The organism is Methyloceanibacter sp. (assembly GCF_050999895.1).
Taxonomy (GTDB): Bacteria; Pseudomonadota; Alphaproteobacteria; order Rhizobiales; family Methyloligellaceae; genus Methyloceanibacter.
The window spans coordinates 32,138-58,340 of record NZ_JBPCOU010000103.1; the positions used below are offsets into that span (position 1 = coordinate 32,138).

A 26,203-nucleotide genomic window follows, 5' to 3' on the forward strand; every position below is an offset into this window, starting at 1 on the left:
AATGACGGCCCGTGGCACGACCGATGGCTAACGGAAAGAGTGTTGTCGCCGCCGGCCATGAGCTGACCGCCGAGGCGGCCGCCGAGATCATTCGCGACGGCGGCAACGCCTTCGATGCGGCACTCGCCGGCGTCTTCATGGCCTTCGTTGCGGAGACCGTGTTTGCCTCGCCGGGCGGTGGCGGCTTCCTGATGGCGCGCGGCGGCGGAAGCGACAGAGTTGCCCTGTTCGACTTCTTCGTTGACACGCCGCGTCACCGGCGCGCGCCGGGCGAAGTTTCGTTCTACCCCATCCATGCCGATTTCGGCCCGGCCAAGCAGGAGTTTCATATCGGCCTCGGGTCGAGTGCAACGCCGGGCATGGTGCCGGGCATCTTCGCCATGCACGAGGCGCTGTGCCGGCTTCCCATGAAGCGCCTTGTCGAACCCGCGGTCGGCGCCGCGCGCGCAGGCCTGCCACTCAGCGCCTTTCAGGCGTATCTGTTCACGGTCATTGCGCCCATCCTCACAGCGAGCCCGGGAGCGGCAAGAATTTTTGCGCCCGATGGCAATCTGCTGAAGGGCAGCGACACGTTCCGCAACCCGGAGCTCGCCGATACGCTCGCTTGGCTCGCAGAAGACGGCGCACCGCTGTTCGTGAATGGCGATGTCGGCGAAGCCATTGTCGCGCAATCGCTCGGGGAGGGCGGGCATTTGCGTAAGGACGATCTCATCGAGTACCGCGTCGAGCGGCGCGATCCGTTGATCTGGCGTCATAGGCGCGCGTGGGTCGCGCTCAATCCCCCGCCTGCGGCAAGCGGCGCGCTGGTCGCCTTCGGTCTCGCCTTTCTGGAAGGGTTACAGGAGGACGGTCTAAGCCTCGACGCCACGGCTTTGCGGCAAGCAATGCAAGCGACCAACGAAGCGCGCGCGACGCATGGCGAAGGTCTTGCCTCCCGTCTGGCGAACGGCGGGCTCGCGAAGGAGATGCGCGCTGCGTGGCGCCACCCGGCCGCCTATCGCGGCACCACCCATCTGAGCGTGATCGACGAAAGCGGCAACGCGGCCGCGATCAGCCTCTCCAACGGCGAGGGCAATGGCGCCATGGTCGGCGATTTCGGTTTCATGCTGAACAATATGCTGGGCGAGGAGGACCTCGCGCAGGGCGATCTCCACGCATGGCGCGAAGGCACGCGCCTCTCCTCCATGATGGCGCCGACCATCATCATGCAGCCGGAGGGCACCGTGACGGCGCTCGGCACCGGCGGGTCCAACCGCATCCGTACCGCAATTCTCCAAGTCGCGGTCAATCTGCTCGACCGTGGCATGAGGCTGGAGGAGGCTGTCGAGGCCCCGCGGATCCATGTCGAGCGCGACGGCACCGTCAGCTTCGAACCAGGCTTGCCCGAGGAATCCGAAGCGAGCTTCCTGGCGCTGGAAGACAAGGCCCATGCGTGGCCTGAGCAGAATCTCTTTTTCGGCGGCGTCCACGCTGCGCGGCGTGATACCAAAGGCAACGTGGAAGGCGCGGGCGACCCGCGCCGGCGCGGCGTCGCTTTGGTGGTATGAAAACGAAATGAAATGCCGGCCAAGGATGCCATGCCTGCGCGATCGCGTCTCGGCAGCGTAGTTCTTAAAGCGGAACGTCCTGCTCGGGTTTCGTGCTCTTTTGCGGCATGAAGGTTTCCCCGGGCATCATCGGCAGCTTCGTAGATTCCGGCTCCTTCAGATTCTTCCCCTTGGCGTTCCACCATGTCGTCTTGTAGGCGACATCGCCCTCCGCCTTGGCGAGGTGGGTCATCACCTCTTCGCCGGGATAATAGTTGACGGCCCATGGCCCCACGAGCCCGCGCGGAATCGCCCGCCAGGTGACGAGCACGGTGTCGCCCTTCTTCACATCGCCTTTCTTCACGTCCACGATCTCGAGCTTCGCGAGGTAATGCGGCAGGTCCTCGCCCGTCTCCTTGCCCGGCGTGAGGGCCGTACACGTCACTGAAAGCACGCGCACCACGCCGACGAAGGCGCTCTTCTGCATGAGGTCCTCGTTGGACATTGGCGCCGGCAGCGCCATCGCCTGCGTGGCGATCAGCGGCAGCAGCAACAGCAGGCTCAATCGAAACATGGCGCGCATAGGACCTCCTCGGACTGTCGCGACAGTGTATTCTGCGATAAGCCCCGGCGCATCAATGTTCGCGGGTCCAAATGGGAGGAAATGCGCGATGGTGAATATCTATCTCTTTATCGAGCTGCTCGGCGCGGCGAACCCAACCCAGGCCGTCGATACGCTGAAAGCGCTTTCGATGGAGAACTGCAAGTTCGCCAATGTCGTCATGCTGTCGGAGGAGAAGCTCGTAGCCCAGCTTGACTGCCAGGATTCCACCGACGGTGACAAGGCGATCCTGAACAAGATCGCCAAGGTCGACGGCGTGGTGCAGACCAACATCATCGCCGTGGTCCGCCCGAAGAAGGGGTAGCCAGCGCCGTTGTCATTCCCGCGCAGGCGGGCATCCAGTAACTCCTGATCCTCGTAATTTCGGACGGCGTTCTTTACTGGATCGCCCGGTCGAGCCGGGCGATGACAGTCGAATACCTGGCGAGCTCAGTCGCGGTCACGCAGGCCCGTGACGCCGGCATGCTTGGCGCAATGCACGCAGCAATAGATCGTGTCGCCGTGCTGCACGCCGTGGCCGATGATGCGGCATTTGCAATGCGGACAGATCGGCGCGAGGGCTGTGATCGCGCATTCGAAGCTGTCGAAGACCATGGTGCGGCCGCCCATCGAGACCTCGAAACTCTTGTCGTAATCGTTGCCACACTGCTCGCATTTCGCCATTGGTCGCATCCTTTTAAATGAAGTGTCATTCGGCGAACGCCGGAATCCAGAACTAACCAACTTCCAGCCGGTGCCCTTCGATCCCGGCTTGCGCGGGGATGAAAGTGTGACAGCCGCTAATGCGCGGCTTCCCAATTATCGGCGGCGCGGGCATCGACCTTCAGCGGCACGCTGAGGCGAAGCACAGGCTGCGGCGCCTGCTCCATCACCGACTTGGCAACCTCCATCGTCTTTTCGACCTCGTCCTCCGGCGCTTCGAACACGAGCTCGTCATGCACCTGGAGCAGCATGCGCGCCGATAAGCCCGCCTCGGTCAGCGCCGCCGCCATGCGGATCATCGCGCGGCGAATGATATCGGCGGCCGAGCCCTGGATCGGCGCATTGATCGCCGCGCGCTCGTAATTGCCGCGGAGCGACGGGTTCTTGGTGTTGATCTCGGGGTAATGCACCTTCCGCCCGAACAGCGTCTTCACATAGCCCTGGCGGCGCGCTTCGGCTTTCATGGCTTCCATATAGTCGCGGATGCCGGGGAAGCGCTCGAAATAGGTCTTGATATAGGTGCCGGCCTCGCTGCGGGAGATGCCGAGCTGCGCCGCGAGCCCGACCGCGGAGATGCCATAGATGATGCCGAAATTGATCGCCTTGGCGCGGCGGCGGATCCCAGGGTCCATGCCCTCGATCGGCACGCCGAACATTTCGCTTGCGGTCATCGCGTGGATGTCGAGCCCGTCGGCGAAGGCCTGGCGCAAGGTCGGCGTGTCGGCCATATGCGCGAGCACCCGAAGCTCGATCTGGCTGTAGTCCGCCGAGATCAGCTTCTTGCCCTTGTCGGCAACGAACGCCTTGCGGATGGAGCGGCCCTCCATCGTGCGCACCGGGATGTTCTGGAGATTCGGTTCCTGCGACGACAGCCGCCCGGTGGTGGTGGTGGTGAGCGCATAGGACGTGTGCACACGGCCCGTCTGCGGGTGAATGTAGGTCGGCAGCGCGTCGGTATAGGTGCTCTTCAGCTTTGCGAGCAAGCGCCATTCGAGCACCTTGCGCGGCAGCTCGTGGCCGGCGACGCTCAATTCCTCAAGTGCAGCCGCATCCGTGCTCCAGGCGCCGGTCTTGGTGCGCCTTCCGCCGGGCAGGCTCATTTTGTCGAACAGGATCTCGCCGAGCTGCTTCGGCGAGCCGACATTGAAGCTCTCGCCGGCAAGCTCGAGTATCTCGTCTTCCAGCCGCGCGATGGTTTGCGCGAACGAACCAGAGAGACCCGCAAGCGTCGCGCGGTCGATCTTCACGCCGGCTTGCTCCATCTCGGCGAGCACGGGCGCAAGCGGGCGCTCCAGGACCTCGTACACCGTGGTGACGCCCTCCGCCGCAAGCCGCGGCTTCAGCACCATCCACAGCCTGAGGCCGATATCGGTCTCCTCGCCGGCATATTCGGTTGCGCGCGCAACCGGCACGAGGTCGAGCCCGACCGCAGCGCGGCCAGAGCCCAGGATCTCCTTCTCGGTGAGGCAGGTATGGCTCAGAAGATGACCGGCAAGCTGCTCAGGCAGGTGCTCGGCGCGGCCGGCGTCGAGCGCGTAGGACATCAGGCACGGGTCGTCGAAGCCGTTGAGCGCGACGCCGTAACGGGAGAGCGCCACCATGTCGAACTTGGCGTTCTGAACGATCTTGAGCACGCAGGGATCTTCCAGGATCGGCTGCAACAGATCGAGCGCCGCACGCATCGGGATCTGCTTGATTTGATCGCCGCCGCCGAGATCGAGTTCATCGCCGGAGCGATGCCCGAGCGGAACATAGGCGGCATGGCCCGGGACCAGCGCGAGCGCCACACCGACAACGTCGCCCTGCATCGGGTCCGAGGAGGTGAGCTTCACGCGGAAAGAGAAATGACCCTGAAAGCGCGCGGCATTGAGAAGCTCGGACAGACGCGCGGTGTCGATCAACGTCTCGTAGTTCGAGCGATCGAACGCCATCGCGCCGAGCTTCGCCGCGCGCTCCACAGCGAGCCGCACCGGCGAGCCGGCTTCGTTCTTTTGCGTCGCAGGGGGACCCGTCTCGCCGCGCGGCGAACGGCGCAAGGGGTGATCGTAGGCGCTCTCACGTTTGCGGAGCGGCTTTGCGCCAGCCTCCTCCGCAGGCAGCTCCCCGCCCAAGCCTTCCGCTACGCGCCGCAGCAGCCTGGAAAATTCCAGCCGCCGCATGAAGCCGGTCAGCGCATCGGCGTCTGGTTGGCGCACCGTCGTCGCCTCAAGCGGCACGTCCAGCGGCACATTGCAGTCGAGAATGACGAGATTGCGCGACAGCCGTGCCTGATCGGCGAACGCGATAAGATTCTCGCGCCGCTTGTCTTGCTTGATCTCCGACGCGCGTGCCAGCAGCGTTTCCAGATCGCCAAACTCATTGATGAGAAGCGCCGCAGTCTTCACGCCGATGCCAGGCACGCCCGGCACGTTGTCGGTGGAATCGCCGATCAGCGACTGCACTTCGATGACTTTGGACGGCGGCACGCCGAAGCGCTCCTCGACCTCCGCCTCGCGGATCACCTTGTTCTTCATGGTGTCGTACATGCTGATGCCGGGCTGGATGAGCTGCATCAGATCCTTGTCGGAGGAGACAATTGTCACCTCCGCGCCGGCATCGATCGCCTGACAGGCATAGGTGGCGATCAGATCGTCGGCCTCGTAGCCTTCCTGCTCGAGGCACGCGACGTTGAAGGCCTTCACCGCGTCGCGAATCAGCGAGAATTGCGGAACGAGATCTTTCGGCACGTCCGGCCGGTGCGCCTTGTAGCCTGCGAACAACTCGTTGCGGAACGTGCGCGCGGAATAGTCGAAGATCACCGACATGTGGGTCGGCGGCGCAAGCTCGCCCGTCTCCCGCAGCAGCTTCCACAACATGCCGCAAAAGCCATGCACCGCGCCGACCGGCAGCCCGTCGGACGGCCGGGTCAGCGGCGGCAGCGCGTGATAGGCGCGGAAGATGTAGCCCGAGCCGTCGATCAGATAGACGTGGTCGCCCTTTGCGACCGCCCGTCCGGCGGCCCCGGTTTTCGTCGTGTCGATTGCCATGATGGAGGGAATATAAGGATTGCGTGCCGCCCCGTCAGCATGCGCGGCCGCCCATCCACAGCCCTAAGGCAACGTCTCCAGCTCGCTTTGCTGGTTCTTGCTTCCGGCCGCGAAAGACTTGTCGGAGCCGCCAAAGGTCTCCTCGATATAGTCCTTGAAGTAGTTATCGAGGAAGGGGAAGGCCCGGGCGAAGCGCGTGAAATCCTTCTGCGCGATGAAGAGAAGGACGCCATCCTCCAGCGCCACCACAAGCCCGGTTCGCAGCGACGAGCGCACCAGCACTCGCTCGCCGAAATGATCGCCCGGCCCGAACAGTTTTTCGAAATGCTCGCTGGTCTCGGGGTTGTCGATGGTGAGGCGGAACGAGCCTTTGATCACCGTATAGAAGCCGTCGATCAGCATGCCCGGCTCGAACACGAGGTCGCCCTTGCGATAATGGCAATAGCGGGTCGCGGGCGGCGCGGATTGGATCTGCACGATGTTCGGCGGCATGACACTGTTCACGAGCCAGTTTATGCCCACCCTGAGCTTCGCCGTGAAGCCCGGTAGGAACGAAAGATAGAAGCCGCGCCACAACAGCCAGGCGAAGGTGCCGGAGAGCTTGATGCCATAGACATCTGCGACCGCCTTGCTCATCCCGAGTGAGGCGAGCGAGCCTTTCGACCTGTAGGCGAACGGCTTGAGGGGTTTGCCCTCGAGCTTGGCGAGGATATTGGTGGCGAGCTGGTGGCCTTCACGCACCGCGAACTGCGCCGTCTGCGTGGCGTAGTCGGCCGGGTTCTCGCCGGGATTGTCGACGAGCGGAATGAGTGCCGCATCGCCCAGCGCCCAGACGCCCTCATGGCCGGGCACCTGCATGAAGCGGTCGGTCTTGATGCGCGCCCAATGCAAGTCGAGGCCGAGCGCCGACACGAGCGCGTGCGGCCCGTTGCCGATCGTGGCCACGATCGTACTTGTCGGGATGATGCTGCCATTCGTGAGTTCGACCGCGGTCCCGGTTGCGGCCTTGGTGCCGACGCCGGTCAGGACGTCGATGCCGTGTATCTTGAGGCGCCGCGTCGCATAGTCGGCAAGATCGGCCGGGAAGGTCGGCAGGATGCGGTCGGCATACTCGATGAGGCTCATGCGGATCTCATCGGGCTGGATGTTCGGATAATAGCGCAGCGCCCTTGTGACCAGCTCGCGCATTTCGGCCACTGTCTCCACGCCCGAGAAGCCCGCGCCGACAACGACGAAGCTGAGGAGCTGACGCTTCACTTCGGGATCGGTCGTGACGTCGGCGGTTTCCAGACAGCCGATTACGTGGGTGCGGAGGCGATGCGCGTCCGCCAGATCCTTCATGGTCAGCGCGTGCTCGGGCAGGCCCGGGAAGCGCTTCAGATCCACACTCGTGCCGAGCGCGATGACGAGCTCGTCATAGTGAAGGTCGATCGGCACGCGGCGCGCGCCCTGCACGACGATCACGCTCTTCTTCTCGAAGTCGATGCCCATGACCTCCGCCTGCCGCACCTGCAAGCCGCGCAACAGCTGGCGCAAGGGAACGACGGCGTCGGCCGAATGGATGCTGGCCGCGGCCACTTCGGGCAGTAGCGGCTGGAAGACGAAATAGTTGTTGGCGTTGACGAGCTCGACGTCGATCTTGCCACGACCGAGCTTTTCGAGCGATTTGGCGGCAAACACCCCGCCAAAACCGCCACCGAGAACCAGGATCTTCCTCTTTTCCATGGCTCGCCATCCTCCAGGTCGCACCGCATACCTACGCCAATGCTGCACTGCGTCAAGTCGCGCTTTGCCGCAATTGCTGAAGCAGGGCCGAGTTCAGCGAAGAGGGGTGGCTATTCCGCCGCGACGAGGCCGCTTTGGCGTGCGGGCTTGAGCAGCACCCAGGAGGGACGCCTGAACAGGACGCGCGCTTGCGTGTTCTGGACCGCGGCGAAGAAAATCAGCGGTGCGAGGACGCCTGCCGCAGTGACGATGAGAGCGACCACGCCGAGATCGAGACCCAGCGCAAATTTCAAGAGCGCGGTCCGCGTCGCGGCCATCGGCAGGAAGAAGGCGAGATAGACGACGATCGAGTTCTCGCCGGCATAGCGCAACGGCCGCGCCCAATCGCGGGTTGAGAGCAGCGTCGAGACCGCCACCATCGCCAGCGCGCCGATAAAGCCGAGCCCGAGCCCAACGACGGGGATCTCCGAATAGCCCCCGAAAACCATCACGGCCTCGAAGATGGCCCAAGCCGCGAGGAACAAGAGGGCGTCGCGCTGATTGGCCGCGAACGCGAAGACGTAAGGCGCGAGCACATAGCCCGAGTAGAAATAGACGAAGCGCGAGCAGAGCTCGTCGATCACGATCCAGCCGGTATGGACCTGCGCGATCTGCAACAGCGCCGCCACGAACCACACATCACCGCCGGCACTTCGCGGAAGCCCTTCGTCACCACGAAGAAGATGGGAAGGAGGTAGATGAACCACAGCGTGCCGAAGGGCTCGATGAAGGAGAGCGCGTATTCCTGCGCGACGCCGCCCCACCCAAGCTCCGCTGCAATGCCCGGCGCCTTGAAGGCGAACTGGGGATCGTGACCCAGATCACGTAGAAATAGGCGAAGTGGACGCCCTTTTTATCGAGATAGTCGTCCGATCGATGACCCGCGCAAGAAACAGTCCCGAAATGAGGAAGAAATCGGGCATGCGGAACGGCGCCTCCTCGACCCCCAAAGTGGAGTGCATCATCACGACCAAGACGATGCAGAATCCCTTGGCGTAGTCACCCAAGCGACCCTTTCGGTATCGAGATTCATTCAGCCTTGCCTCCTCAACTGTCCCGCCGCGGGACAATCGAGGGATGCGTTGCAAGGAGCGGGCTAGAGAGCGGCGTCGTTGGGCGCCCCGGCTCGCGCGGGCCTTAAAGTAGGGAACGTTGCTTAATGGGGGCGGGTTGACTAGGTTCGGCTCGGAAGCACCCGTAGCTCAGCTGGATAGAGCGTTGCCCTCCGAAGGCAGAGGTCACAGGTTCGAATCCTGTCGGGTGCGCCAACGTTTGCAAGAGCTTAATAGCTTGCGCCGTTCGGCCTGAAAGCGGGTGTCCGCGCGTTGTCCAGGTAATTTGTTCGCTTCCCGTTCGCCTCAGCGACGGCAAAGATCGACAGAGGGTCAGGGGTATAACTGGTTGAACGCAATGCGAAGAACGAAAACCGCTTAGAAGCTGGCAACGCCCGTTCTCTTCCGCAATCCTGCTTCGATTGCAATTCCGCCACCCGAACGAATGAGAGTCTTTTTCAAGGAAGTGAGGCCGAGCAAAGGGCTCGGCCTCTTTGCTGCGATTACTTTTTCATCTGCATCATCGCGTCATTCATGTGTTTCATGCAGCCTTCCATGTCCTTTTTCATCATCATGTCCTCGGCCATCTTCATCTCTTTCATGGCCATGGTTTTATTCTCACCGTCCTTCATACCCGTGACATCGGTCTTCATCTTCGTCATCGATGCATCGTCGCATTTCATCATTTCATCAGCCGCGAACACTGGGATTGCAGTTCCGAAAGCAAACAACACCGCGATAAGGACAGACTTTTTCATTTCCTACTCCTAGGCTTCTGGTCTTTTGGAGGATGTGCCAGAGGCGAAAGCTTCTAATCTGCATCCGCACGACCTTGGATGACCAAGTTTGATCCAAGGAAAGGAAGAGATTTCTCTCCTTACGGAGAGCGGCAGACAAAATACGCGGAGAGCGGGCGTTTAGTTCCTTCACGCGGGGCGGATATTCCGGTTGACGTAAACCGCTGTGCCATCCGAGCTATGCAAAATCGAATTGGACGAGACGAATCTTCTTTTGCTGCTCCTCTCATTCCGTTTCCGCTGACACTACGTGAAGCCTGAAAACTGATCGCTCGGAGAACATCGGTAGGCCCTATAGGCGGCGCTTCCGAAGCTGACCTTATCTCCCAAAGCCAAGCCTTCGACTACGTAAGGGGAGTTCTGTTGTGCCGATTCGTCTGAGGTCGCCCCGCTCTGGCAACCTGATCGTATCTCAGAGAGGAGAGGATCATTTGGACCATCCCGTTGCGGTAAGCTTTCCTATGCTTCCGCCTAAGAACATCAGCACATAGTTGATGCACCCTCTCTCGTCAGCCGGTGAGGTCACAGGTTCGAATCCTGTCGGGTGCGTCAGTTCCCTTAACTGAACTCAAATGCCGAATCGGCTTACGCGGTTGCCCTGTGCTGCGAGCCGAAGCGCGGCCGCCGGCCCCGCTGGCGGTTGCCCGCTTCGGGCCGCTGCGCTTGGCCCCTATCCTTTTTCGCGTAGCCGTTGGCGCTTTCCGTGGGCGCCTCGCCGACGACGTCCAAAGACCGCTTGAGCAGCCGCTCGATCGAGCGGAGATGAGGCCGCTCGATTGCATCGCAGAATGAGATGGCGATTCCCTCGGCTCCCGCACGCGCGGTGCGTCCGATCCGATGCACGTAGCTTTCCGGCACGTTCGGCAGCTCGTAGTTGATGACATGGGTCACGTCGTCGACATCGATGCCGCGCGAGGCGATATCGGTGGCGACGAGCACGCGCGAACGGCCACCACGGAAATTATCGAGCGCGCGTTGGCGAGCGCCTTGCGACTTGTTGCCATGCAACGCCTCGGCATTGACGCCGCCGCGCGTGAGATGTTTCACGACCTTGTCGGCGCCATGCTTGGTCCGCGTGAAAACGATCACGCGCTCGAAGCCGGGTGTGGCGAGCAGCTCGATCAGCCGCGACGGCTTGGCGCTGGCATCGAGGTGATGGACGCGCTGGTCGATCCGCTCCACGGCGATGCTCTTGGCTTCGATCTCGACGCGTTTCGGCTCGAACAAGATTTCGCGGGCAAGCTTTTCAACTTCAGCCGGCATGGTCGCGGAGAACAACAGCGTCTGGCGTTCCGCGGGGAGAATTTTCACGATCTTCCGCACATCGCCGATAAATCCCATGTCGAGCATACGGTCGGCCTCGTCGAGGATCAGAAATTCGGTACGGCGCAGATCGACGTGGCCTTGCTCGATGAGATCGAGAAGGCGGCCCGGTGTCGCCACCAGGATATCGACGCCGCGCTTCAGCGCCTGAACCTGCGGCCGTTGACCGACCCCGCCCATGATGACCGCCTGATGCATGCGCATGTTGCGTCCATAGGTCTTGATGCTGTCTGAAATCTGCATCGCCAACTCACGCGTCGGCGCGAGGATGAGGGCGCGCGCACCGCGTGGCACCGCGCGCTCGTCATCGTCTTCCAGATTCTGGAGCAACGGCAGCGTGAAAGCGGCCGTTTTGCCGGTGCCGGTTTGAGCGATGCCAAGCAGGTCATAGCCCTCCAAAAGAAGCGGGATGGCCTTGGTCTGGATCGGCGTCGGCGTATTATAGTTCGCGTCCTTGAGGGTACGCAGGAGTTGGGCCGAAAGGCCAAGCTGGTCAAAAGATAGATTAGTCACGTTCAATGTTTCCTTATGCGCCGGGGCGCGTGCACAGTGGCGCGCGACACCTAGCCGTGTCGTCATCCTCCACGCGCACCTGGAACAGACGGATTGTTGTTGAACTTGGGTCTCGCGATAAAAACAGCCCGGAAGCTCCGGTCGAAATCGCGAACTGCGAGAAGTTCTAGCGAACAGATGGGCCTCAAGGCCTTGAAAGTCAAGCCTCCTGTGTCCCCAGACTCGTTCCCGCTCGTCTCAGACAGGCTTAACGCGCGCCACACGGCTGAACAAAGGCCGCGCTTTCCTCTACGCCTCGCCCCGGCTAAACGTCACCCCATGTTGGAGCGATTGAATCCGGATTCCTCGACCGGCCACGATGTGGTTGTTCCCGCCGAGTGGGCGCCGCAAAAGGCGATCTGGACGGCATGGCCGGCCGACGCCAAGGAGTGGAACGGCGATCTCGAAACGCCGCGCCGCGACGTGGCGGCACTCATCCGCGCGTTGAGCAAGGACAACAGAGTGCGCCTGCTGGTGAATGGCGCTGAAGCGGAGGCTTCGGCACGCGCGACCATCGGCGGCGTTGCCGAAATCGTTCAGGCGAGATACGGCGACATCTGGTTGCGCGATACCGGCCCGATCTTTGCGCGCTCAGGGAAAACCACGATTGCTCTGCGCTTCAGGACCAATGGCTGGGGCGGCAAGTTCGATCTTCCGGACGACGCCACGGTGGGGGACGACATCGCGCGGCTCGCGGGCACGCCAATGCGTCAGTTCGAGTTTGTGCTGGAGGGAGGTGCGATCGAGCATGACGGCGAGGGCACGATCCTCACCACACGGCAGACGCTGCTCAACGCCAACCGCAATGCTTGGCGCAAGGACGAGGCCGAAGCCGTGCTGCGCGACGCCCTCGGCGCGCGCAAGATCATCTGGATCGACGAGGGCCTCGCGAACGATCACACCGACGGTCATATCGATAACCTCGTCCGCTTCGTCGGCCCTGGCCGTGTGGTCTGCCAGGTTCCGGGCCGGGATGATCCCAATGCCGACACGTTGCAGGCCATCGGCCGCACACTTGAGAGCGCAGCGGACGCATCTGGCCGCAAACTCGACGTCGTTCGTATCCCAGGCGTCGGCCTCTATCGCGACGCGAACGGCAATGTTGCGCCGGCCTCGCATCTCAATTTCGTCATCGCCAATAGTGTCGTGGTTGTTCCGGTCTACGGGGCACAGACACAAGACGCCGCACTCAACGCGTTGCAGGCGCTGTTCCCCGATCGCAAAATTATCGGCGTGCCGTCGCAGGGCTTGCTCGGCTGCGGCGATGCGGGCGGCGGCTCGTTCCACTGCATCACGCAGCAAGAGCCCGCGTGATGGGACATCGCACGATCAACGTCGCGGCCCTGCAAGCGTCATACGGGACCGACATGCGGGCGAATATCGCAAAGACGGAAGGTCTGATCCGCGATGCCGCGCAGCAGGGCGCGCAAGTGATCCTACCGCCCGAGCTGTTTCAGGGCATTTACTTCCCGACGCGGCAAGACCCGAAATGGTTTGCCACTGCATTCGTGCCTGGCGAGCACCCCGCCGTGCTCTCCCTGCAAAAGCTCGCCGCCGCGTTGCAGGTCGTCATTCCCATCTCCTTCTTCGAGAAGGAAGGCCCGCGCCATTACAATAGCGTGGCGATCGCGGATGCCGACGGCGAGATCCTCGGCGTCTATCGCAAGAGCCACATTCCCGACGGTCCCGGCTACCAGGAGAAATATTACTTCCGTCCCGGCGACACCGGCTTCAAGGCCTGGAAGACGCGGGCCGGCATGATCGGCGTCGGCATCTGCTGGGATCAATGGTACCCCGAAGCCGCGCGCGCCATGGTGCTCGAAGGCGCTGAGGTGCTGTTCTATCCGACGGCGATCGGCTCGGAGCCCTACGACGCGTCGCTCGACACGCATAAGCAATGGCAGCGCGCGATGCAGGGCCATGCCGTTGCGAACGCCGTGCCCATCGTCGCCGCGAACCGCGTCGGCCTGGAAGACAACGACGGCACGACGCAGAACTTCTACGGGCATTCCTTCATCGCCGATCATCGCGGCGAGTTGATCGCGAGCCTCGGAGAAAATGAAGAGGGCGTGCTGGTTTCGAGCTTTGATCTCGACGAGATCGCACGCTACCGTGCCGAGTGGGGTTTTTTCCGCGACCGCCGCACCGACCTCTACGCCAAGAGCATCCTTTGAAACGAGAAAACGTGTCGCCCGGGGAGTATCGCCCCGGGGAAAGCGCGAAGCGCTAGATTGGCTTGACGTCGATGGCCACGGCGCGCGTCAGGAGCACCACGACCCTATCGCCAACTTCGACTCCCGTCAGGTCGACGCTTGGGTTGACCATGATGGCGCGCGGCTGCCCGTTGGGCCCGTTGAAGGTCACGATGCGCGTGTGCCGGTTGATCAACGCAATGGTCGCGGTAACCTCGATCGTGTCGAGTTCACCCACGCCGCCGCTTGGCTCGGCCTGAACCCAACTTTGTTCGGAGACCGTCGCGGGGTTCATGTCCATGTCGGCTGTCTCCTCAGCCTCGATATTGTTGCCTTGGACTTGCGGCGGGCCTTCGGCCGGTCGCAGCGCCGTGGCAACCATATCGGCGTAACGGATCGTGATCCGCTCCTTGACTTTCACCTTGCGCAGAATCTCCGGCGGCGCCTTGACGACGATGACATTGCCGCCGAAACCTACGACGGTAAGCGATTGGGTCTCCTCGTCGATCTCATTGACGGTGGCGTCGATCACCACCTCGCCGGCATCGCTCTCGATCTTCTGCTCGGCAAAAGCCGGAACTGCCATGGCCAACGCTGCGATGAGCATGGCGGCGCTGTAAGACATCAACGGTACTGAACGCTGCATGTATATTCCTCCCATAAACCCACGAAGCGGATTATATCGAAGCCGGCGCCGCGTCACCTGTGAACTGATGGCGCCGGTGCGGATTTTGTAACTCTTTGATTTGAAATAAGTTTAACGGCCAACAATGATCCTTTGGCAATTGCTGATCATCTTATTTCTGATCCTGCTCAACGGCTTCTTCGCGCTTGCCGAGCTTGCCATCGTCTCGGCGCGCCGGGTGCGATTGCGGCAAATGGCGGCCGAGGGAAAGCGTGGCGCGGCAACGGCGCTGCGGCTGATCGACGATCCCGTGAAGCTGCTGTCGACCGTCCAAATCGGCATCACCCTGATCGGCGTCGTGGCCGGCGCCTATAGCGGCGCCACGCTCGCCGACCCGCTTGCGCATTATGTGCGCGCGATCCCGGTCCTCGCGCCGTACGCCCACGGCGTCGCCTTCTTCGCAGTGGTGGTCAGCGTCACCTATCTTTCGCTCGTGATCGGTGAACTCGTGCCGAAGCGTATCGCGCTCCACCATGCCGAGACGGTTGCTGCCGCTGTCGCGCCCATCATGGCGCTGCTCGCCAAAATTGGCGCGCCGATGGTCTGGTTCCTGCGCGTCAGCACGCAGGCTGTCCTCACGCTGTTTCGGATCAAGCCTGCGGAGGACATGACCGTCACCGAGGAGGAAGTGCGCGCGCTGATCGCCGAAGGTGCCGCTGTCGGCGTGTTCCATCGCGCCGAGCAGGAGATGATCGACGGCGTGCTCCGTATCGGCGATCGCACCGTGCGCTCCATCATGGTGCCGCGCCCCGCGGTCGAATGGCTGAACGCGGACGATCCGCCCGCAGAACTGTTCCGGCAGATCGCTGAGACCGGGCACTCCCGCTATCCCGTTGCCCGCGGCGACATTGAGAATGTCATCGGCGTCGCACACACCAAGGATCTCTTGGAGCAACAATATCGCCACGGCACCATCGATGTGGTGGCCGCCGCGCGCGAAGCGCCTTTTGTCCTTGAGCTGACGCCCGTGTTGCGCCTGTTGGCTCTCTTCCGCGCCTCCGTGGTGCACATGGCCATCATCGTCGACGAGCGCGGTACGTTCGAGGGCCTCGTCACGCCGACCGACATCCTCACCGCCATCGCCGGCGATCTTCCCCAAACGGAGGAAGAGACCGAGCCTGACGCGGTGAGGCGCGACGACGGATCGTGGCTTCTGGATGGCATGATGTCCGTAGACGATGCCGAGCGCGTGCTTGGGATCAAGGGAATGGGCGAGGGCGGCGACTTCAACACCATCGCCGGCTTCGTTCTGCATCATCTCGGGCGCATCCCGGTGTCGGGCGAGCACGTGACGTGGAACGGCTGGCGTTTCGAGGTGGTCGATCTCGACGGACGGCGCATCGACAAGATCCTGGCACGCCCGCCCGCGGCCGATCCTGATGCTCCTTAGTTGCGCTTCGCGTCTATCGCTGGAAACGCTTTGACGAGGGGCGCAAGCTCGCGCGCGCTATCCCAATCCGCGCCTTTGCGCGTCAATCCGAGCCGCACGATGACAAGATCGCGCGAGGGCACGATCGCCACGATCTGCTTGTCGTGACCCAGCATATAGAACGCGTCGGTGGGGATTGGCGGTTCGCCACCTGCCGCCGACTCTGGAAGCTTGAGCCAAATTTGCGCGCCATACTCCTGTTGCGGGGCTTCCTTGGTCGGGGTGAGGCTGTAGTCGACCCAGCCCTCGGGCAGCAGCTGCTCGCCGTCCCATAATCCGTCACGCAGGAATAGGAGTCCGAGCCGCGCCCAGTCCCGCGCGGAAGCGTAGAGAAACGAGGAGCCAACGAAGGTGCCGGAGGCGTCTGGTTCGAGAACCGCGCTTTGCATGCCGAGCGGCGCGAAGAGCCGCTCACGGGGGTAGCGAAGATAATCGCGCGGATCGGCAAACGTCTCGCGCAGGACGTGGGAGATGATGTTCGTGGCGCCACTGAACGGGGCCCAGACTGTGCCGGGCGTATCTTGCAGCTGTTTCGAGGCTGCGAATGCGGCGGCGTCTCCTTCCACGAACAGCATCTGCGCGACGTCGCCGAAATCGTCGTCGTAGCTCTCATTGCGGACAAGCCCGCTCGTCATGCGCATCATCTCATCGAGGGTGATGGCGCGGCGTCTGTCGTTGCCATCGTGCCATTCCGGCATCAGCGCGTTTTCGCTCACGACCATCCTGCCGTCGCCGACGCGCAACCCGACGAGAGCATTGATTGCGGTCTTGGTCATGGCAGCCGGGCAGGAGCATGCGGGCGTTGAAGCCGGGCGCATAGCGTTCCGCGACGATGCGGCCTCGATGCACCACGACCAGCGCCCGGGTGTGGCGGGGGTGCCGGGGGTCCGGCTCGGCGAAGATGGCGTCGATGGCCTTCTCGACCTCTCCGCTCACACCGTCCAGCGAGCCAATCTCAACGCGCTCGCCCTCCGGCCACAGGGCCTCGGCGCTTGTAGTGTCAGGTTTGGGGAACAGGCCGTCGCTCTCCGCGCGCAGTTCCGCTTCCGTCCGGCCGTCGATCAAGGTGCAGCCGAGACCCTCGCGGAAGATCGCAGTTTGGCGGCAAGCCCGTAAAGCGAGGCCGTGACGCGCTTGTTCTCGCGGTCGACGCCTGACCGGAAGAAACGCAGCCTCTCATAGCCCGGCCCCCGGAGGTCCTCTGCCAGCAAGTGTTGCGGATGGCGGCCAGAGACGAACACGCCCCCGCAGAGGATCTGGGCGGTGAAGCCTGAGCCGAGCCGCATGGTTCTGTAGGCGCTCGGCCCTGCGACCGCGGCAACAGCCAGTAGGGTCGCAACCAGTGCGGCCGCGAGGGATAAATAAATCTTGCCGGACAAACCCGAACGCATCGCCTCGCTCCAGCGTGACTACCGAATGACAGGGCAAAGGCGGGGGATGTCCTGCGGTGAGACGATCACACCGTCCGCGCGCTAACCGAGCGCAGCGGCGGCCTCTAGGACGTCCTTGGCGTGGCCTGGCACCTTCACCTTGCGCCAGACATTGCGGATCACGCCCTTGCCGTCGATGAGAAATGTCGCGCGCTCGATGCCCAGATACTTCCGGCCATACATGCTCTTCTCCACCCAGGTGCCGTAGGCCTCGCAGACCTTGCCGTCCTCGTCGGACGCAAGCGGGAAGGTGAGATCGAACTTCTTTTTGAACTTGTCGTGGCTCGCGACGGGATCCCTGGAGATGCCCACGATCGCCGCGTCCACGCGGGAGAAGTCCGGTAGCGCATCGCGGAAGGCGCAAGCCTCGGCCGTGCAGCCCGAAGTATCGTCCTTGGGATAGAAATAGAGCGCGACCGTCTTGCCCTTGAGGTCCTTTAGCGCAATCTTGCCGCCGCCGTCGGTCGGCAGGCTAAAAGCCGGCGCCTTATCGCCCACATCCACGCTCATGTGTTCTCCTCTTCGGTTGCGCGTCCTAACACCCCGCCGCACTCAAGCCGTTTGGACATGAGGATATGCGGGGTGGTGTTCTCCATGAAGGTCTCTCCCTCGGCAAGGTAGCCGAACTTCGCGTAGAAGCCTTCCGCGCCCAAGCGGGCGTGGAGCACGATGCGGCGATAACCCTGCCGGGCCCCCCACGCCTCCGCAAAGGAAAGCAGCCGCGCCCCAATCTGTCTCTTCTGACGGTCCTCAGCCACGGCCATCTGCTTGAGTTGCGCGGTCCCGTCCGCGAGGGGTTTCAAGGACACCGCTCCAACCACCACGTCACGGTCCACTGCGCAGAAATGCTGCCGGCTTAAGTCGTCGGCAAGCTCTGCCTCCGATAGCGTTAGCCCGAAAGGTTTGCGCAGCACCACTTCGCGCAGGCGCTGGGCGCCTTCATAGAGCTCGGAGCCATGCGCGGCTCCGACCATCGCAACATTCGCTTCTCCCATCGCCTGGCTCACGGTGCCTTCGCCAGGCCTTCCGCCATGGCCCAGATCGCGGCGATCTGCGGCGCGTCCTTGCCGAGATAGTCAAGGCCGGTATAGCCCCACCAATCCCAGCAGCCCTTCGGATTGATCGTACGCGCGGAGATTTGCGGGAAGAGCACGACGAGGCGGTTGGCATCCGCCAGCTCCGCAAAGCCGGATGCCTTGATGAACTCATCGCCCACGGTCTCGCGGGATTGCTCGCAGCCATGAAGCACGATGTGCAGCCTGCATCCGGCCTGCGCGGCGCACGTTTCAGGCACGTAGACCACTCCCTCATCGGCAAAGCCGTCGCCGGGGTCGGAATATTCGTTCTGATCGAAGGGAATGAACTTGCCCTTGGGAGCCTCTGGCGTCGCGGCGAGCGGTCCATAAATCCATTCCAGGATCGCCTTGGCCTGGTCGTAGTCGCAATCGCTGAGATAGGGACTGGTCGAGACTCCGCACGCGCCGCCGCCCGTCTCGGTCAAAAAGGCATGTCCGCCTTCGCGCTCCACGAGGGCGATGCTGGCGGCAGGCACGCCCGCTTGCTCGTAAAAGGCCTTCGCCGCCTCGACCACCGCGCGCTTCACCGTCTCGTCCTCGTTGCCGGAGAACAGATAGACCTTGTCGTTGGCAAGCCCGGCGAGGGGATCGATGTCGCCTTTCTCGGCGAGAGCCTTCGCCCGCTTCACCCGCTCAGCCGCGTCAGGCGCGCCCCACTCCGTCCTCATGCAGCTCTTCAGCGCCTGAGCGGTGTTCTGCACCACCGCCGTCGGCCAGAAGGGCAGGGACAGGCTCGCTTCCGTCTCGGCGCAGCCATGCGGTCCGCCGGCGACAAGGCCGGCTCCGATAATATCCTTGGAGTGCGCGAGCTGAATCTGACCGGCCATGTAGGCGCCGGAGGAGAGCCCCGAGACCGACGTCTTGCCCGATTCCGTCCCGAGCGGCGGGAGAGGATCGGCGGCGAGCGCTCCGCGCGGACACGCGCAAAGAGCCAAAACAGCCGTCGCTGCGAGCAAGAGAGGCAAGGCCGTCTTACGAACGGGCATGGCTGAAAATCCTTCGAGTTCACGATTGACGAATTTATCGGCAGCTTAATGTCCTCGCGCAGCGATTCCAGGATCTTCAGGAAAGTTCCCGCCAGCGGCATAATGTGTCGATTGGGCAAAAACCTCTTGCATCGATGGAACGCGATGTGCAAATAGCGCGTCTCTTTTATGAGAGACGTAACTTGAACATCTGCTGGTTGGGGAGGACGCCATGTCCAGTGACGCCCTCTTCCAATTGGGGATGGACTTGGATCATGGTTCAAGCACCGCCCAAACGGAAGAAAAGCATTCCCGGTGTTCCATCTCCGAAGGAGATGGGCACAAGGACTTTTTCTGCGAGCGAGACGGGGTCCGGTTTGCCGGCATCCATCTCATCATCGACCTGATTCGGGCGGAACGGCTCGACGACATAGAGCACATCGACCAAACGTTGCGGCGGTGTGTTGAAGTTGCGGGCGCGACACTCCTGCACATCCATCTGCATCACTTCACGCCGAATGGCGGCGTGTCGGGTGTGGCTGTGCTGGCTGAGTCGCATATCTCGATCCATAGCTGGCCCGAATACGGTTATGCCGCGCTTGACGTGTTCATGTGCGGCGATACCGAGCCACGGCTGGCGATCGATGTCTTGAAAGAGGCATTCACGCCCGGCAAGGTCGTCGTCAAAGAGCATCTGCGCGGCAAGGAATTACTGCGATGGAACGGTGGGTCGAAGAGACGCTCCATAGCGGCTTCCGTGTCCGCCTGAAGGCGGACCGCGTCCTTTTCGACAGCGAGACCGAGCATCAGCAGCTGATCATCTTCGACAACGGAGATTACGGCCGCGTGATGATGCTGGACGGCGTGGTCCAGCTCGCGACGAAGGACGAGTTCATCTACCACGAGATGATGGCGCATGTGCCTCTCTTCGCCCATGGCAGGGCGAAGAAGGTGCTCATCATCGGTGGAGGTGACGGTGGCGTGCTGCGGGAGACGTTGAAGCATGACAACCTCGAGAGCGTGACGCTCTGCGAGATCGATCACGGCGTGATCGATCTCTGCCGCGAGCATTTTCCCGGGGTATCGGCGGGCGCTTTTGACGATCCGCGTACCCGCGTCGTTATTGCCGACGGTACCAAGTTCGTGGCCGAGACCGACGAGCGCTTCGACGTGATCCTGGTGGATTCCACCGACCCGATCGGCCCTGGCGCGGTGCTCTTCACCCGCCAGTTCTATGCCGATTGCCGACGGTCGCTTCCCCGCGACGGTCTCCTCGTCACGCAGAACGGGCTGCCCTTCCTGCAAGCCGCAGAGCTTCAGCAGAGCATCGGCTATTTCCGCGAGATGTTCGCCGATTCTTTTGCCTATCTCGCCAGCACGGCGTCCTATTTCGGCGGCCCGATGTCGTTTGGCTGGGCAACCGACGACGGCGATCTGCGGCGGCTGCGCCAAGATGCGATCGAGCGGCGCTATGCGGATTCCGGCGCATTCCCGACCCGCTATTGGCGCCCCGATGTCCATGTCGCCGCCTTTGCTCTGCCCAATTACATACGCGATCTTATGACGGGTTAGAGACGGGCGAGCGTCGGCAGGTCGCCCACAAGCGGCCGGCAATAGGCGTCGAATGCGTCCGAGACGTCATTCGTGCCAGCGATGAACGCCTCAGGCACATGCCGCGATAGCCGCGCCACGGCCGACAAATCGGCGCGCGCGCATGCGCTGGCGTAGGGCGCATCGCTCACCCGCTTGATGATCACCGTGGCGTGGGTCTCGCCCTTCGCCGCAAGCTCGGCAGCGAAACGCCCGACGTCGCGTGCCTCGTTGGCATCGACAGGCGAGGGCCCCGGCCAGCAGCGCTGGATATAGCCGAACGTGTCGGCGCGCACGCGCGGCGCCTTGCCGCCTTTCGGCGTGAGTCCGGTCTTGACGAGATCGGCAAGCCCGTCGCCGAGCGCGCCCGAGCCTGAGAGCTGCACATTGCCGTGCGCATCGACCTCGCCCTTGCCCCGCATCAGCTTCGGGCCGATCTCCGCGCCCGTCTCATCGCGGATGCCTTCGCTGACCGCGATCTGGCAGCGCCCGAGCTTCGAATAGACCGCCTCCACATCGGCGAGGAAAGCTTCGGTCGAGAACGGAACTTCGGGCAAATAGATGAGATGCGGGGCGGCGCGGTCGGCGGGCGCGGCGCCCTTGCTCAGCGCGCCGCGCGCGAGCGCCGCCGCAGCGGTGAGGAAGCCCGCGTTGCGCCCCATGATGACATTGATCTTGATGCCGCCGAGGCTCGCATTGTCGAGCGCGTCGCCCATCAGCGCGAGCGCCACATAGCGCGCGGCGGAGGGAAAGCCCGGCGTGTGATCGTTTTCGAGGAGGTCGTTGTCGATCGTCTTCGGCACGTGGAAGCAGCGTAGCTCGTAACCCGCCGCCGCCGCCTTCTCGCTGACGATGCGGCAGGTGTCGGCGGAATCGTTGCCGCCGATATAGAAGAAATAGCGGATGTCGTTCTTGAGGCAGCCGGCGAGGATCTTGTCGCAATAGGCCGCGTCGGGCTTGTCGCGCGTGGATCCGAGCGCCGCCGACGGCGTGCGCGCGATCGCCTCGAGTTGAGCCGTAGAAATTCCGGTGAGCTCGACGAGATCGTCCTTGAGGAGACCGCGCACGCCATGCCGCATCCCGAGAATGCGCTTCACCTGGCCGGAGGCAGCAAGCCCCGCCTTGAGACCTTCCACCAAGCCCGCGAGCGATTGATTGATGACGGCGGTCGGTCCGCCAGACTGGCCGATGACAGCATTGCCGGAAGGAAGATCAGGCACGGAGCATCTCCTTTGAGTTGGGAGCGGCACAATGCCGAAGGGCTGGGGGACTGGCAAGTTGCCGCGCGTTCAGCGGCCTGGCTGCCTGGATGAGGTCCGAGCATGACGAGGAGAATATTAGAGGATGGGAGGCCCTTATGCCGAGCGCAGCAGGTGCAGGCTGAACAGGTCCTCGGCGTCGGTCCAGGCCTTGATCGGCTTCCATTTGGCGCTCCGCGCGAGGGACTGAAACGCCTCCACGGTATATTTGTGCGAGTTCTCGGTATGGATGCGCTCGCCGCGGGCAAAGCTGAAGCTGCGGGCGCAGATCTGCACGGTCTGCTCCGCCAGACTGACAACATAGATCTCCACGCGGCCTTGCGCCTCGTTGTACACGGCCTCGTGCGCGAAACGGCCGAGATCGAAAGTGCCGTCGAGCTCGCGATTGATGCGCGCGAGGAGATTGAGATTGAACGCGGCCGTCACGCCGTCGGCGTCGTCATAGGCCGGCAGCAGAATGTCGAGATCCTTCTTGAGATCGACCGCAACGAGAAACAGGCCGCCTGGCCCGAGGAGATGCGCAGCATTGCTCAAAAAGGCGCTTGCCTCGGTGTGGCTGAGATTGCCGATGGTCGACCCCGAAAAGAAGCCGAGCTTCGGCAGACCCGCCACCTTCGTCGGCAGCGCGCGGGTGCGCATGAAGTCCGCCACCAGCGGCAGGATGGGAAAGCCGTCATGGCGCGCGCGCAGGCGCGAGGCAGCCTCTTGCAGGAAGGTGTCGTTCACATCGATGGGGACGTAAGCCGCGAGATCGTCCAGCGCGTCGAGCAGCAGCCGCGTTTTGCGGCTCGAGCCAGAGCCAAACTCGACCAGCACGCGACCCGCACCGGCAAGAGATGCGATTTCGGCACGATGAGCTTCCAGCAGCGTCGTCTCGATGCGCGTCGGATAATATTCCTGAAGCCGTGTAATCGCCTCGAACAGGGCCGAACCCGCATCGTCGTAGAAAAAGCGGCACGGGATGCTGCGCCGCGTACGCGACAGCCCCTCGAGCACCGCCTGGGCGAAGTCCTCCTCCGCGTGCGCTTTGGCGGCCCGCTCGGAGCTGAGCATCGTTGGGGCGTGGTGAAGGGAGATGCTGCTCTCCTTTACGCGTCTGTCGCGAGGCGGAGCCCGGTGAACTGCCAGCGTTGATGCGGATAGAAGAAGTTGCGGTAGGTCGGACGAATATGGCCGTCGGGCGTGGCGCAGGACGCGCCCTTGAGCACGAACTGGTTGCACATGAACTTGCCGTTATATTCGCCGACGGCGCCAGGCGCGGTCTTGAAGCCGGGATAAGGGAGGTAGGCGCTTCCCGTCCACTCCCAGACGTCGCCGTAGATCTGACGCAAGCCCCCGCCAGCATCCGCCGGCATGGGCCGCAAGAGATCGGCGCCCAGCGTCCGCCCGGAGACGGGCACGTTCGATGCGGCCACTTCCCATTCGAATTCGCTCGGAAGCCGGCAGCCGGCGAAGCGGGCAAAGGCATCCGCCTCGTAATAACTGATATGAGTGACGGGCGCGGCGAGGTCGACGGGGCGGAAGCCGAGCAGGCTCATTTGCATATAACCGCCTTCGGCCTCCTCAAAATAAAGCGGGCCGGTCCAATTTTCAGTCTTCACGGCGGCCCAACCGTCGGCGAGCCAGAGCGTCGGCGTGGTGTAGCCGCCGGACTTGATGAATTCGATCCACTCGCCGTTGGTGACGGAGCGCGACGCGAGCTTGAAGGGGCGGATCAGCTCCTCGTGGCGCGGGCCTTCGTTGTCGTAGGCGAAGCCGTTGCCGCCATGTCCGATCTCCACGATGCCGCCGTCGAACGACACCCAGTCCAAAGGCGCGACATCACGGACAAGCACGCCGGGGCTCGCCTGGCGATAAGCGGGATTCAGCGGCCCGGACGCGAACAAGCTCAGAATGTCAGTGAGGAGAAGCTCCTGATGCTGCTGCTCGTGATTGATGCCAAGCTCGATCAGCTCCGCCGCCTTGGCGTAGGAATCGCCGTCGGCGCACAGGCGCCCCAAGGCCGCATCGACATGGGCGCGATAGGCGCGCACCTCCTCGGCGGAGGGCCGGGTCAGCAAGCCGCGGCGACCGCGCGGCTGCCGCGGGCCGACGCTCTCGTAATAGGAGTTGAAGCAATATTCGAAGCGCGCGTCGAAAAGGCTGTAGCCCTCGAGGAACGGCGCCAAGACGAAAGCCTCGAAGAACCAGGTGGTATGCGCGAGATGCCATTTGGCGGGGCTGGCATCGTCGTTGGCCTGAACGACCTGGTCCTCGTCGCTGAGCGGCGCGGCAAGCGCGGTCGAGAGGCGGCGGGTGTCGAGAAGGCGGTCCTGGAGAGAGGAATTCGCTGTGTCGCGCCCGACGAAGGCAGCGCTCCCCATGCTCATTGCCGTCTCCCTGTGAGGCTTGAATAAAGGCCGCATCGTCGATGAGCCCACTATACGCAAACCATTGAACGCGAGATTTACCAGCTTGTTCCAACAGTCGAAATGGTTAAGCATGCACGAAGCCGAAGGACGATTTGATGCCGGCCGCAAGCCTAGCCGCCAAGATTCAACAGGTCGAAGATGGCGACGTTGTCGTCCCCTTCGACGGGCGTCAGTCGCCGATCGCGGCAGAGCTTCAGCGCGGAGTCTGCCGCTATCTACGCGCGCTCGGCCACGCCGTGGTGACGGAGCTTGCGCTCGCCAATGGCCGCCGCGCCGATGTGGTGGGGCTGTCGCCCCTCGGCAACATCTGGATGGTGGAGATCAAGTCTTGCCTGCTCGATTTTCAGAGCGACGGCAAATGGCACGAATATCGCCCGCATTGCGACCGGCTCTATTTTGCGGTGGCGCCGGACTTTCCGGTCTCCGTGCTGCCGGAGGACGCGGGACTCATCCTTGCCGACCGTTTCGGTGCGGAATTGGTGCACGATCCGGGCCAGGAGCGGCTGCCGGCGCATCGGCGCAAGGCCATGCTGCTGTGTTTCGCTCGCGCTGCGGCGCTCCGGTTGCAGAACCGCCTCGATCCCGGGTGCGGCTTCGATTTCTAGAAACGAGTCGGCGCTATTTAGGGGCGCGCTTGGCCAAAATACGTTGCAGCGTGCGCCGATGCATGTTCAGCCGGCGCGCAGTCTCCGAGACATTGCGATTGCAAAGCTCATAGACGCGCTGGATGTGCTCCCAGCGTACGCGGTCGGCCGACATCGGATTTTCCGGCGGCGGCGCCTTCCCCGTCGTGGTGGCAAGGAGCGCATGATAGACGTCGTCGGCATCGGCGGGCTTCGCCAGATAGTCGGCGGCGCCGAGCTTCACCGCGGTGACGGCGGTTGCGATATTGCCGTAGCCCGTGAGCACGATGGCGCGGCAGTCGGGTCGCACGTCCTTTAGCGCGGCAATGACATCGATGCCATTGCCGTCCTCAAGGCGCATATCGACGACGGCGAAGGCTGGAGGCCTCCGGCGAAGCGACGCCAACCCTTCATCGACGGTTGCAGCAGATTCGACCTCGAAGCCCCGCGCCTCCATGGCGCGCGAAAGCCGGGCGAGAAAGGCGCGATCGTCGTCGACTACCAGAAGCGTTCTGTCCTGCGGCACGGACAGCGCTGCGCTGTCCCCTGCCAGGGGTGAAACTTGCTGGGCTGCCATCTTCAAGAGCTCCTCTTGCGTTCTGTTAGCCCGACCGGAGCCGCTTCCTCCACGTTCTATTGGCTTCTGGCCTTGTGCCATAAGCACCGTACAGCTAAGCGCTTACGCCGCATTCGACAAGGCGCAGGCCTGCTTTTCGGTGAAAAGCGTAAGCTTTCTGCGGACTTCAGAGGCAGCTGGCGCGGGCATGAACAGCCATCAGCCGCGCGGCAGGACTTTCTGCGCGAGACTGGCGAGGCTGATATCGCCGCGCTCCATCGCGTGGACGGTGCCAAGCGTTGCCGCGAGCAAAAAGCCGACGAGGAGAAGCTCGTGCTTAAGGGTCATTGGACGCCACCAACAAGAAGCACCGACCCTAGCAATTCAGGATTAACAATCCATTGCCCTCGGGTGAAAGAAAAGGCCGCAATTAGGCGGAAGGCTCCCATTTCGGGCCGGTGAAGATGCTCGGCGGCTGCTCGAATCTGGCCCTAGACCAGGTTACCGTGACGATGGCACCGCCTGGTGGGTGCTCGCGATTGGCAAGATCGAGCCGCGCGCCGGTGCGCTCGAGCAAGGTCTTGGCGATGAAGAAACCGAGACCCATGCCGATATGCTCGTCG

The 26,203-nt window shown here is 63.0% G+C and carries 25 protein-coding genes, 1 tRNA gene and 2 pseudogenes; 10 read left to right on the plus strand and 18 right to left on the minus strand.

The window, feature by feature from the left end; all coding sequences use genetic code 11:
* Window positions 1–23: 23 nt before the first annotated feature.
* Entirely contained in the window at window positions 24–1,547 is a 1,524-nt protein-coding gene (locus tag ACR2J1_RS11415) for a gamma-glutamyltransferase family protein (protein ID WP_434019447.1), read from the plus strand.
* Window positions 1,548–1,611: 64 nt separating this feature from the next.
* Here the strand turns inward: ACR2J1_RS11415 and ACR2J1_RS11420 are convergent, their stop codons facing one another.
* The gene (locus ACR2J1_RS11420) at window positions 1,612–2,109 is read right to left on the minus strand and encodes a hypothetical protein (RefSeq protein WP_434019448.1); all 498 of its coding nucleotides are present in this window, start codon (window positions 2,107–2,109) and stop codon (window positions 1,612–1,614) included.
* A gap of 88 nt (window positions 2,110–2,197) precedes the next feature.
* Here ACR2J1_RS11420 and ACR2J1_RS11425 point away from each other — a divergent pair, with 88 nt between their 5' ends.
* Entirely contained in the window at window positions 2,198–2,452 is a 255-nt protein-coding gene (locus ACR2J1_RS11425; protein WP_434019449.1) for a hypothetical protein, read from the plus strand.
* Window positions 2,453–2,577: 125 nt separating this feature from the next.
* Here the strand turns inward: ACR2J1_RS11425 and ACR2J1_RS11430 are convergent, their stop codons facing one another.
* The 4 genes and pseudogenes from ACR2J1_RS11430 to ACR2J1_RS11445 form a co-directional block, all read right to left on the minus strand.
* On the minus strand, window positions 2,578–2,811 hold the full coding sequence (locus ACR2J1_RS11430; RefSeq protein WP_434019450.1) for a hypothetical protein: 234 nt from the start codon (window positions 2,809–2,811) through the stop codon (window positions 2,578–2,580).
* 116 nt (window positions 2,812–2,927) lie between these two features.
* Window positions 2,928–5,876 (minus strand): DNA polymerase I, encoded by a 2,949-nt coding sequence (gene polA, locus ACR2J1_RS11435; RefSeq protein ID WP_434019451.1) that lies wholly within the window; start codon window positions 5,874–5,876, stop codon window positions 2,928–2,930.
* A 63-nt stretch (window positions 5,877–5,939) separates the two neighbouring features.
* The gene (locus ACR2J1_RS11440) at window positions 5,940–7,601 is read right to left on the minus strand and encodes an FAD-dependent oxidoreductase (RefSeq protein ID WP_434019452.1); all 1,662 of its coding nucleotides are present in this window, start codon (window positions 7,599–7,601) and stop codon (window positions 5,940–5,942) included.
* Window positions 7,602–7,711: 110 nt separating this feature from the next.
* Window positions 7,712–8,605, minus strand: a pseudogene (locus ACR2J1_RS11445) (acyltransferase family protein).
* Window positions 8,606–8,831: 226 nt separating this feature from the next.
* Here ACR2J1_RS11445 and ACR2J1_RS11450 point away from each other — a divergent pair.
* Window positions 8,832–8,908 (plus strand) — tRNA-Arg (locus ACR2J1_RS11450).
* Between the two features lie 287 nt (window positions 8,909–9,195).
* Here ACR2J1_RS11450 and ACR2J1_RS11455 read toward each other — a convergent pair.
* Together ACR2J1_RS11455 and ACR2J1_RS11460 are read right to left on the minus strand one after the other, a co-directional pair.
* Window positions 9,196–9,450, minus strand: a complete 255-nt coding sequence (locus tag ACR2J1_RS11455; protein WP_434019453.1) for a hypothetical protein — start codon at window positions 9,448–9,450, stop codon at window positions 9,196–9,198.
* Window positions 9,451–10,074: 624 nt separating this feature from the next.
* On the minus strand, window positions 10,075–11,325 hold the full coding sequence (locus tag ACR2J1_RS11460) for a DEAD/DEAH box helicase (protein ID WP_434019454.1): 1,251 nt from the start codon (window positions 11,323–11,325) through the stop codon (window positions 10,075–10,077).
* A 318-nt stretch (window positions 11,326–11,643) separates the two neighbouring features.
* Between ACR2J1_RS11460 and ACR2J1_RS11465 the strand changes: the two genes are divergently transcribed.
* The gene (locus tag ACR2J1_RS11465) at window positions 11,644–12,678 is read left to right on the plus strand and encodes an agmatine deiminase family protein (protein WP_434019455.1); all 1,035 of its coding nucleotides are present in this window, start codon (window positions 11,644–11,646) and stop codon (window positions 12,676–12,678) included.
* Window positions 12,678–13,538, plus strand: coding sequence for an N-carbamoylputrescine amidase (aguB, locus tag ACR2J1_RS11470; protein WP_434019456.1), 861 nt, complete (start codon window positions 12,678–12,680; stop codon window positions 13,536–13,538). The genes ACR2J1_RS11465 and aguB overlap by 1 nt, the downstream gene beginning before the upstream one ends.
* Before the next feature lie 52 nt (window positions 13,539–13,590).
* Here aguB and ACR2J1_RS11475 read toward each other — a convergent pair whose 3' ends face one another.
* On the minus strand, window positions 13,591–14,202 hold the full coding sequence (locus ACR2J1_RS11475) for a hypothetical protein (protein ID WP_434019457.1): 612 nt from the start codon (window positions 14,200–14,202) through the stop codon (window positions 13,591–13,593).
* A gap of 139 nt (window positions 14,203–14,341) precedes the next feature.
* Here ACR2J1_RS11475 and ACR2J1_RS11480 point away from each other — a divergent pair, with 139 nt between their 5' ends.
* Window positions 14,342–15,631, plus strand: a complete 1,290-nt coding sequence (locus ACR2J1_RS11480) for a hemolysin family protein (protein ID WP_434019458.1) — start codon at window positions 14,342–14,344, stop codon at window positions 15,629–15,631.
* On the opposite strand, the gene ACR2J1_RS11485 is transcribed toward ACR2J1_RS11480, so the two are convergent.
* Complete coding sequence (locus ACR2J1_RS11485; protein ID WP_434019459.1) at window positions 15,628–16,446, minus strand: serine hydrolase domain-containing protein; 819 nt, start codon at window positions 16,444–16,446, stop codon at window positions 15,628–15,630. The two genes, ACR2J1_RS11480 and ACR2J1_RS11485, sit on opposite strands and share 4 nt — an antisense overlap.
* Here ACR2J1_RS11485 and ACR2J1_RS11490 point away from each other — a divergent pair.
* The gene (locus ACR2J1_RS11490; RefSeq protein ID WP_434019460.1) at window positions 16,445–16,786 is read left to right on the plus strand and encodes a hypothetical protein; all 342 of its coding nucleotides are present in this window, start codon (window positions 16,445–16,447) and stop codon (window positions 16,784–16,786) included. The two genes, ACR2J1_RS11485 and ACR2J1_RS11490, sit on opposite strands and share 2 nt — an antisense overlap.
* Window positions 16,787–17,142: 356 nt before the next feature.
* Here the strand turns inward: ACR2J1_RS11490 and bcp are convergent, their stop codons facing one another.
* The 3 genes from bcp to ACR2J1_RS11505 are packed head-to-tail and all read right to left on the minus strand — an operon-like array spanning window position 17,143 to window position 19,162.
* The gene (gene bcp / locus ACR2J1_RS11495; protein ID WP_434019461.1) at window positions 17,143–17,610 is read right to left on the minus strand and encodes a thioredoxin-dependent thiol peroxidase; all 468 of its coding nucleotides are present in this window, start codon (window positions 17,608–17,610) and stop codon (window positions 17,143–17,145) included.
* Window positions 17,607–18,095: a GNAT family N-acetyltransferase gene (locus ACR2J1_RS11500; protein ID WP_434019462.1), complete on the minus strand. Its 489-nt coding sequence runs from the start codon at window positions 18,093–18,095 to the stop codon at window positions 17,607–17,609. Before ACR2J1_RS11500 ends, bcp begins: the two co-directional genes overlap by 4 nt.
* Before the next feature lie 8 nt (window positions 18,096–18,103).
* Window positions 18,104–19,162, minus strand: coding sequence for an extracellular catalytic domain type 2 short-chain-length polyhydroxyalkanoate depolymerase (locus ACR2J1_RS11505; RefSeq protein WP_434019463.1), 1,059 nt, complete (start codon window positions 19,160–19,162; stop codon window positions 18,104–18,106).
* 211 nt (window positions 19,163–19,373) lie between these two features.
* Here ACR2J1_RS11505 and speD point away from each other — a divergent pair, with 211 nt between their 5' ends.
* Complete coding sequence (gene speD, locus ACR2J1_RS11510; protein WP_434019464.1) at window positions 19,374–19,910, plus strand: adenosylmethionine decarboxylase; 537 nt, start codon at window positions 19,374–19,376, stop codon at window positions 19,908–19,910.
* Window positions 19,859–20,713, plus strand: coding sequence for a polyamine aminopropyltransferase (speE, locus tag ACR2J1_RS11515; RefSeq protein ID WP_434019465.1), 855 nt, complete (start codon window positions 19,859–19,861; stop codon window positions 20,711–20,713). The genes speD and speE overlap by 52 nt, the downstream gene beginning before the upstream one ends.
* Here the strand turns inward: speE and ACR2J1_RS11520 are convergent.
* The 3 genes from ACR2J1_RS11520 to egtB all read right to left on the minus strand — a co-directional run bounded on the left by ACR2J1_RS11520 (window position 20,710) and on the right by egtB (window position 24,359).
* Window positions 20,710–21,951 (minus strand): diphosphate--fructose-6-phosphate 1-phosphotransferase, encoded by a 1,242-nt coding sequence (locus ACR2J1_RS11520; RefSeq protein ID WP_434019466.1) that lies wholly within the window; start codon window positions 21,949–21,951, stop codon window positions 20,710–20,712. The two genes, speE and ACR2J1_RS11520, sit on opposite strands and share 4 nt — an antisense overlap.
* Before the next feature lie 135 nt (window positions 21,952–22,086).
* The gene (gene egtD, locus ACR2J1_RS11525) at window positions 22,087–23,043 is read right to left on the minus strand and encodes an L-histidine N(alpha)-methyltransferase (protein ID WP_434019467.1); all 957 of its coding nucleotides are present in this window, start codon (window positions 23,041–23,043) and stop codon (window positions 22,087–22,089) included.
* 35 nt (window positions 23,044–23,078) lie between these two features.
* Entirely contained in the window at window positions 23,079–24,359 is a 1,281-nt protein-coding gene (egtB, locus tag ACR2J1_RS11530) for an ergothioneine biosynthesis protein EgtB (protein WP_434019468.1), read from the minus strand.
* Between the two features lie 137 nt (window positions 24,360–24,496).
* Here egtB and ACR2J1_RS11535 point away from each other — a divergent pair, with 137 nt between their 5' ends.
* Complete coding sequence (locus ACR2J1_RS11535; protein ID WP_434019469.1) at window positions 24,497–25,006, plus strand: MmcB family DNA repair protein; 510 nt, start codon at window positions 24,497–24,499, stop codon at window positions 25,004–25,006.
* A gap of 13 nt (window positions 25,007–25,019) precedes the next feature.
* Here ACR2J1_RS11535 and ACR2J1_RS11540 read toward each other — a convergent pair whose 3' ends face one another.
* The 3 genes and pseudogenes from ACR2J1_RS11540 to ACR2J1_RS11550 all read right to left on the minus strand — a co-directional run.
* The gene (locus ACR2J1_RS11540; RefSeq protein WP_434019470.1) at window positions 25,020–25,601 is read right to left on the minus strand and encodes an ActR/PrrA/RegA family redox response regulator transcription factor; all 582 of its coding nucleotides are present in this window, start codon (window positions 25,599–25,601) and stop codon (window positions 25,020–25,022) included.
* Between the two features lie 198 nt (window positions 25,602–25,799).
* Window positions 25,800–25,928, minus strand: a complete 129-nt coding sequence (locus ACR2J1_RS11545; RefSeq protein WP_434019471.1) for a hypothetical protein — start codon at window positions 25,926–25,928, stop codon at window positions 25,800–25,802.
* A gap of 82 nt (window positions 25,929–26,010) precedes the next feature.
* Window positions 26,011–26,203, minus strand: a pseudogene (locus tag ACR2J1_RS11550) (hypothetical protein); the annotation flags it as partial.

Coding starts and splice junctions, on each gene's coding strand:
- ACR2J1_RS11415 (WP_434019447.1), top strand. CDS start 24: ATGGCTAACGGAAAGAGTGTTGTCGCCGCCGGCCATGAGCTGACCGCC.
- ACR2J1_RS11420 (WP_434019448.1), bottom strand. CDS start 2,109: ATGCGCGCCATGTTTCGATTGAGCCTGCTGTTGCTGCTGCCGCTGATC.
- ACR2J1_RS11425 (WP_434019449.1), top strand. CDS start 2,198: ATGGTGAATATCTATCTCTTTATCGAGCTGCTCGGCGCGGCGAACCCA.
- ACR2J1_RS11430 (WP_434019450.1), bottom strand. CDS start 2,811: ATGGCGAAATGCGAGCAGTGTGGCAACGATTACGACAAGAGTTTCGAG.
- polA (WP_434019451.1), bottom strand. CDS start 5,876: ATGGCAATCGACACGACGAAAACCGGGGCCGCCGGACGGGCGGTCGCA.
- ACR2J1_RS11440 (WP_434019452.1), bottom strand. CDS start 7,601: ATGGAAAAGAGGAAGATCCTGGTTCTCGGTGGCGGTTTTGGCGGGGTG.
- ACR2J1_RS11455 (WP_434019453.1), bottom strand. CDS start 9,450: ATGAAAAAGTCTGTCCTTATCGCGGTGTTGTTTGCTTTCGGAACTGCA.
- ACR2J1_RS11465 (WP_434019455.1), top strand. CDS start 11,644: ATGTTGGAGCGATTGAATCCGGATTCCTCGACCGGCCACGATGTGGTT.
- aguB (WP_434019456.1), top strand. CDS start 12,678: ATGGGACATCGCACGATCAACGTCGCGGCCCTGCAAGCGTCATACGGG.
- ACR2J1_RS11475 (WP_434019457.1), bottom strand. CDS start 14,202: ATGCAGCGTTCAGTACCGTTGATGTCTTACAGCGCCGCCATGCTCATC.
- ACR2J1_RS11490 (WP_434019460.1), top strand. CDS start 16,445: ATGGCAGCCGGGCAGGAGCATGCGGGCGTTGAAGCCGGGCGCATAGCG.
- ACR2J1_RS11485 (WP_434019459.1), bottom strand. CDS start 16,446: ATGACCAAGACCGCAATCAATGCTCTCGTCGGGTTGCGCGTCGGCGAC.
- bcp (WP_434019461.1), bottom strand. CDS start 17,610: ATGAGCGTGGATGTGGGCGATAAGGCGCCGGCTTTTAGCCTGCCGACC.
- ACR2J1_RS11500 (WP_434019462.1), bottom strand. CDS start 18,095: ATGGGAGAAGCGAATGTTGCGATGGTCGGAGCCGCGCATGGCTCCGAG.
- ACR2J1_RS11505 (WP_434019463.1), bottom strand. CDS start 19,162: ATGCCCGTTCGTAAGACGGCCTTGCCTCTCTTGCTCGCAGCGACGGCT.
- speD (WP_434019464.1), top strand. CDS start 19,374: ATGTCCAGTGACGCCCTCTTCCAATTGGGGATGGACTTGGATCATGGT.
- speE (WP_434019465.1), top strand. CDS start 19,859: ATGGAACGGTGGGTCGAAGAGACGCTCCATAGCGGCTTCCGTGTCCGC.
- egtD (WP_434019467.1), bottom strand. CDS start 23,043: ATGCTCAGCTCCGAGCGGGCCGCCAAAGCGCACGCGGAGGAGGACTTC.
- egtB (WP_434019468.1), bottom strand. CDS start 24,359: ATGAGCATGGGGAGCGCTGCCTTCGTCGGGCGCGACACAGCGAATTCC.
- ACR2J1_RS11535 (WP_434019469.1), top strand. CDS start 24,497: ATGCCGGCCGCAAGCCTAGCCGCCAAGATTCAACAGGTCGAAGATGGC.
- ACR2J1_RS11540 (WP_434019470.1), bottom strand. CDS start 25,601: ATGGCAGCCCAGCAAGTTTCACCCCTGGCAGGGGACAGCGCAGCGCTG.
- ACR2J1_RS11545 (WP_434019471.1), bottom strand. CDS start 25,928: ATGACCCTTAAGCACGAGCTTCTCCTCGTCGGCTTTTTGCTCGCGGCA.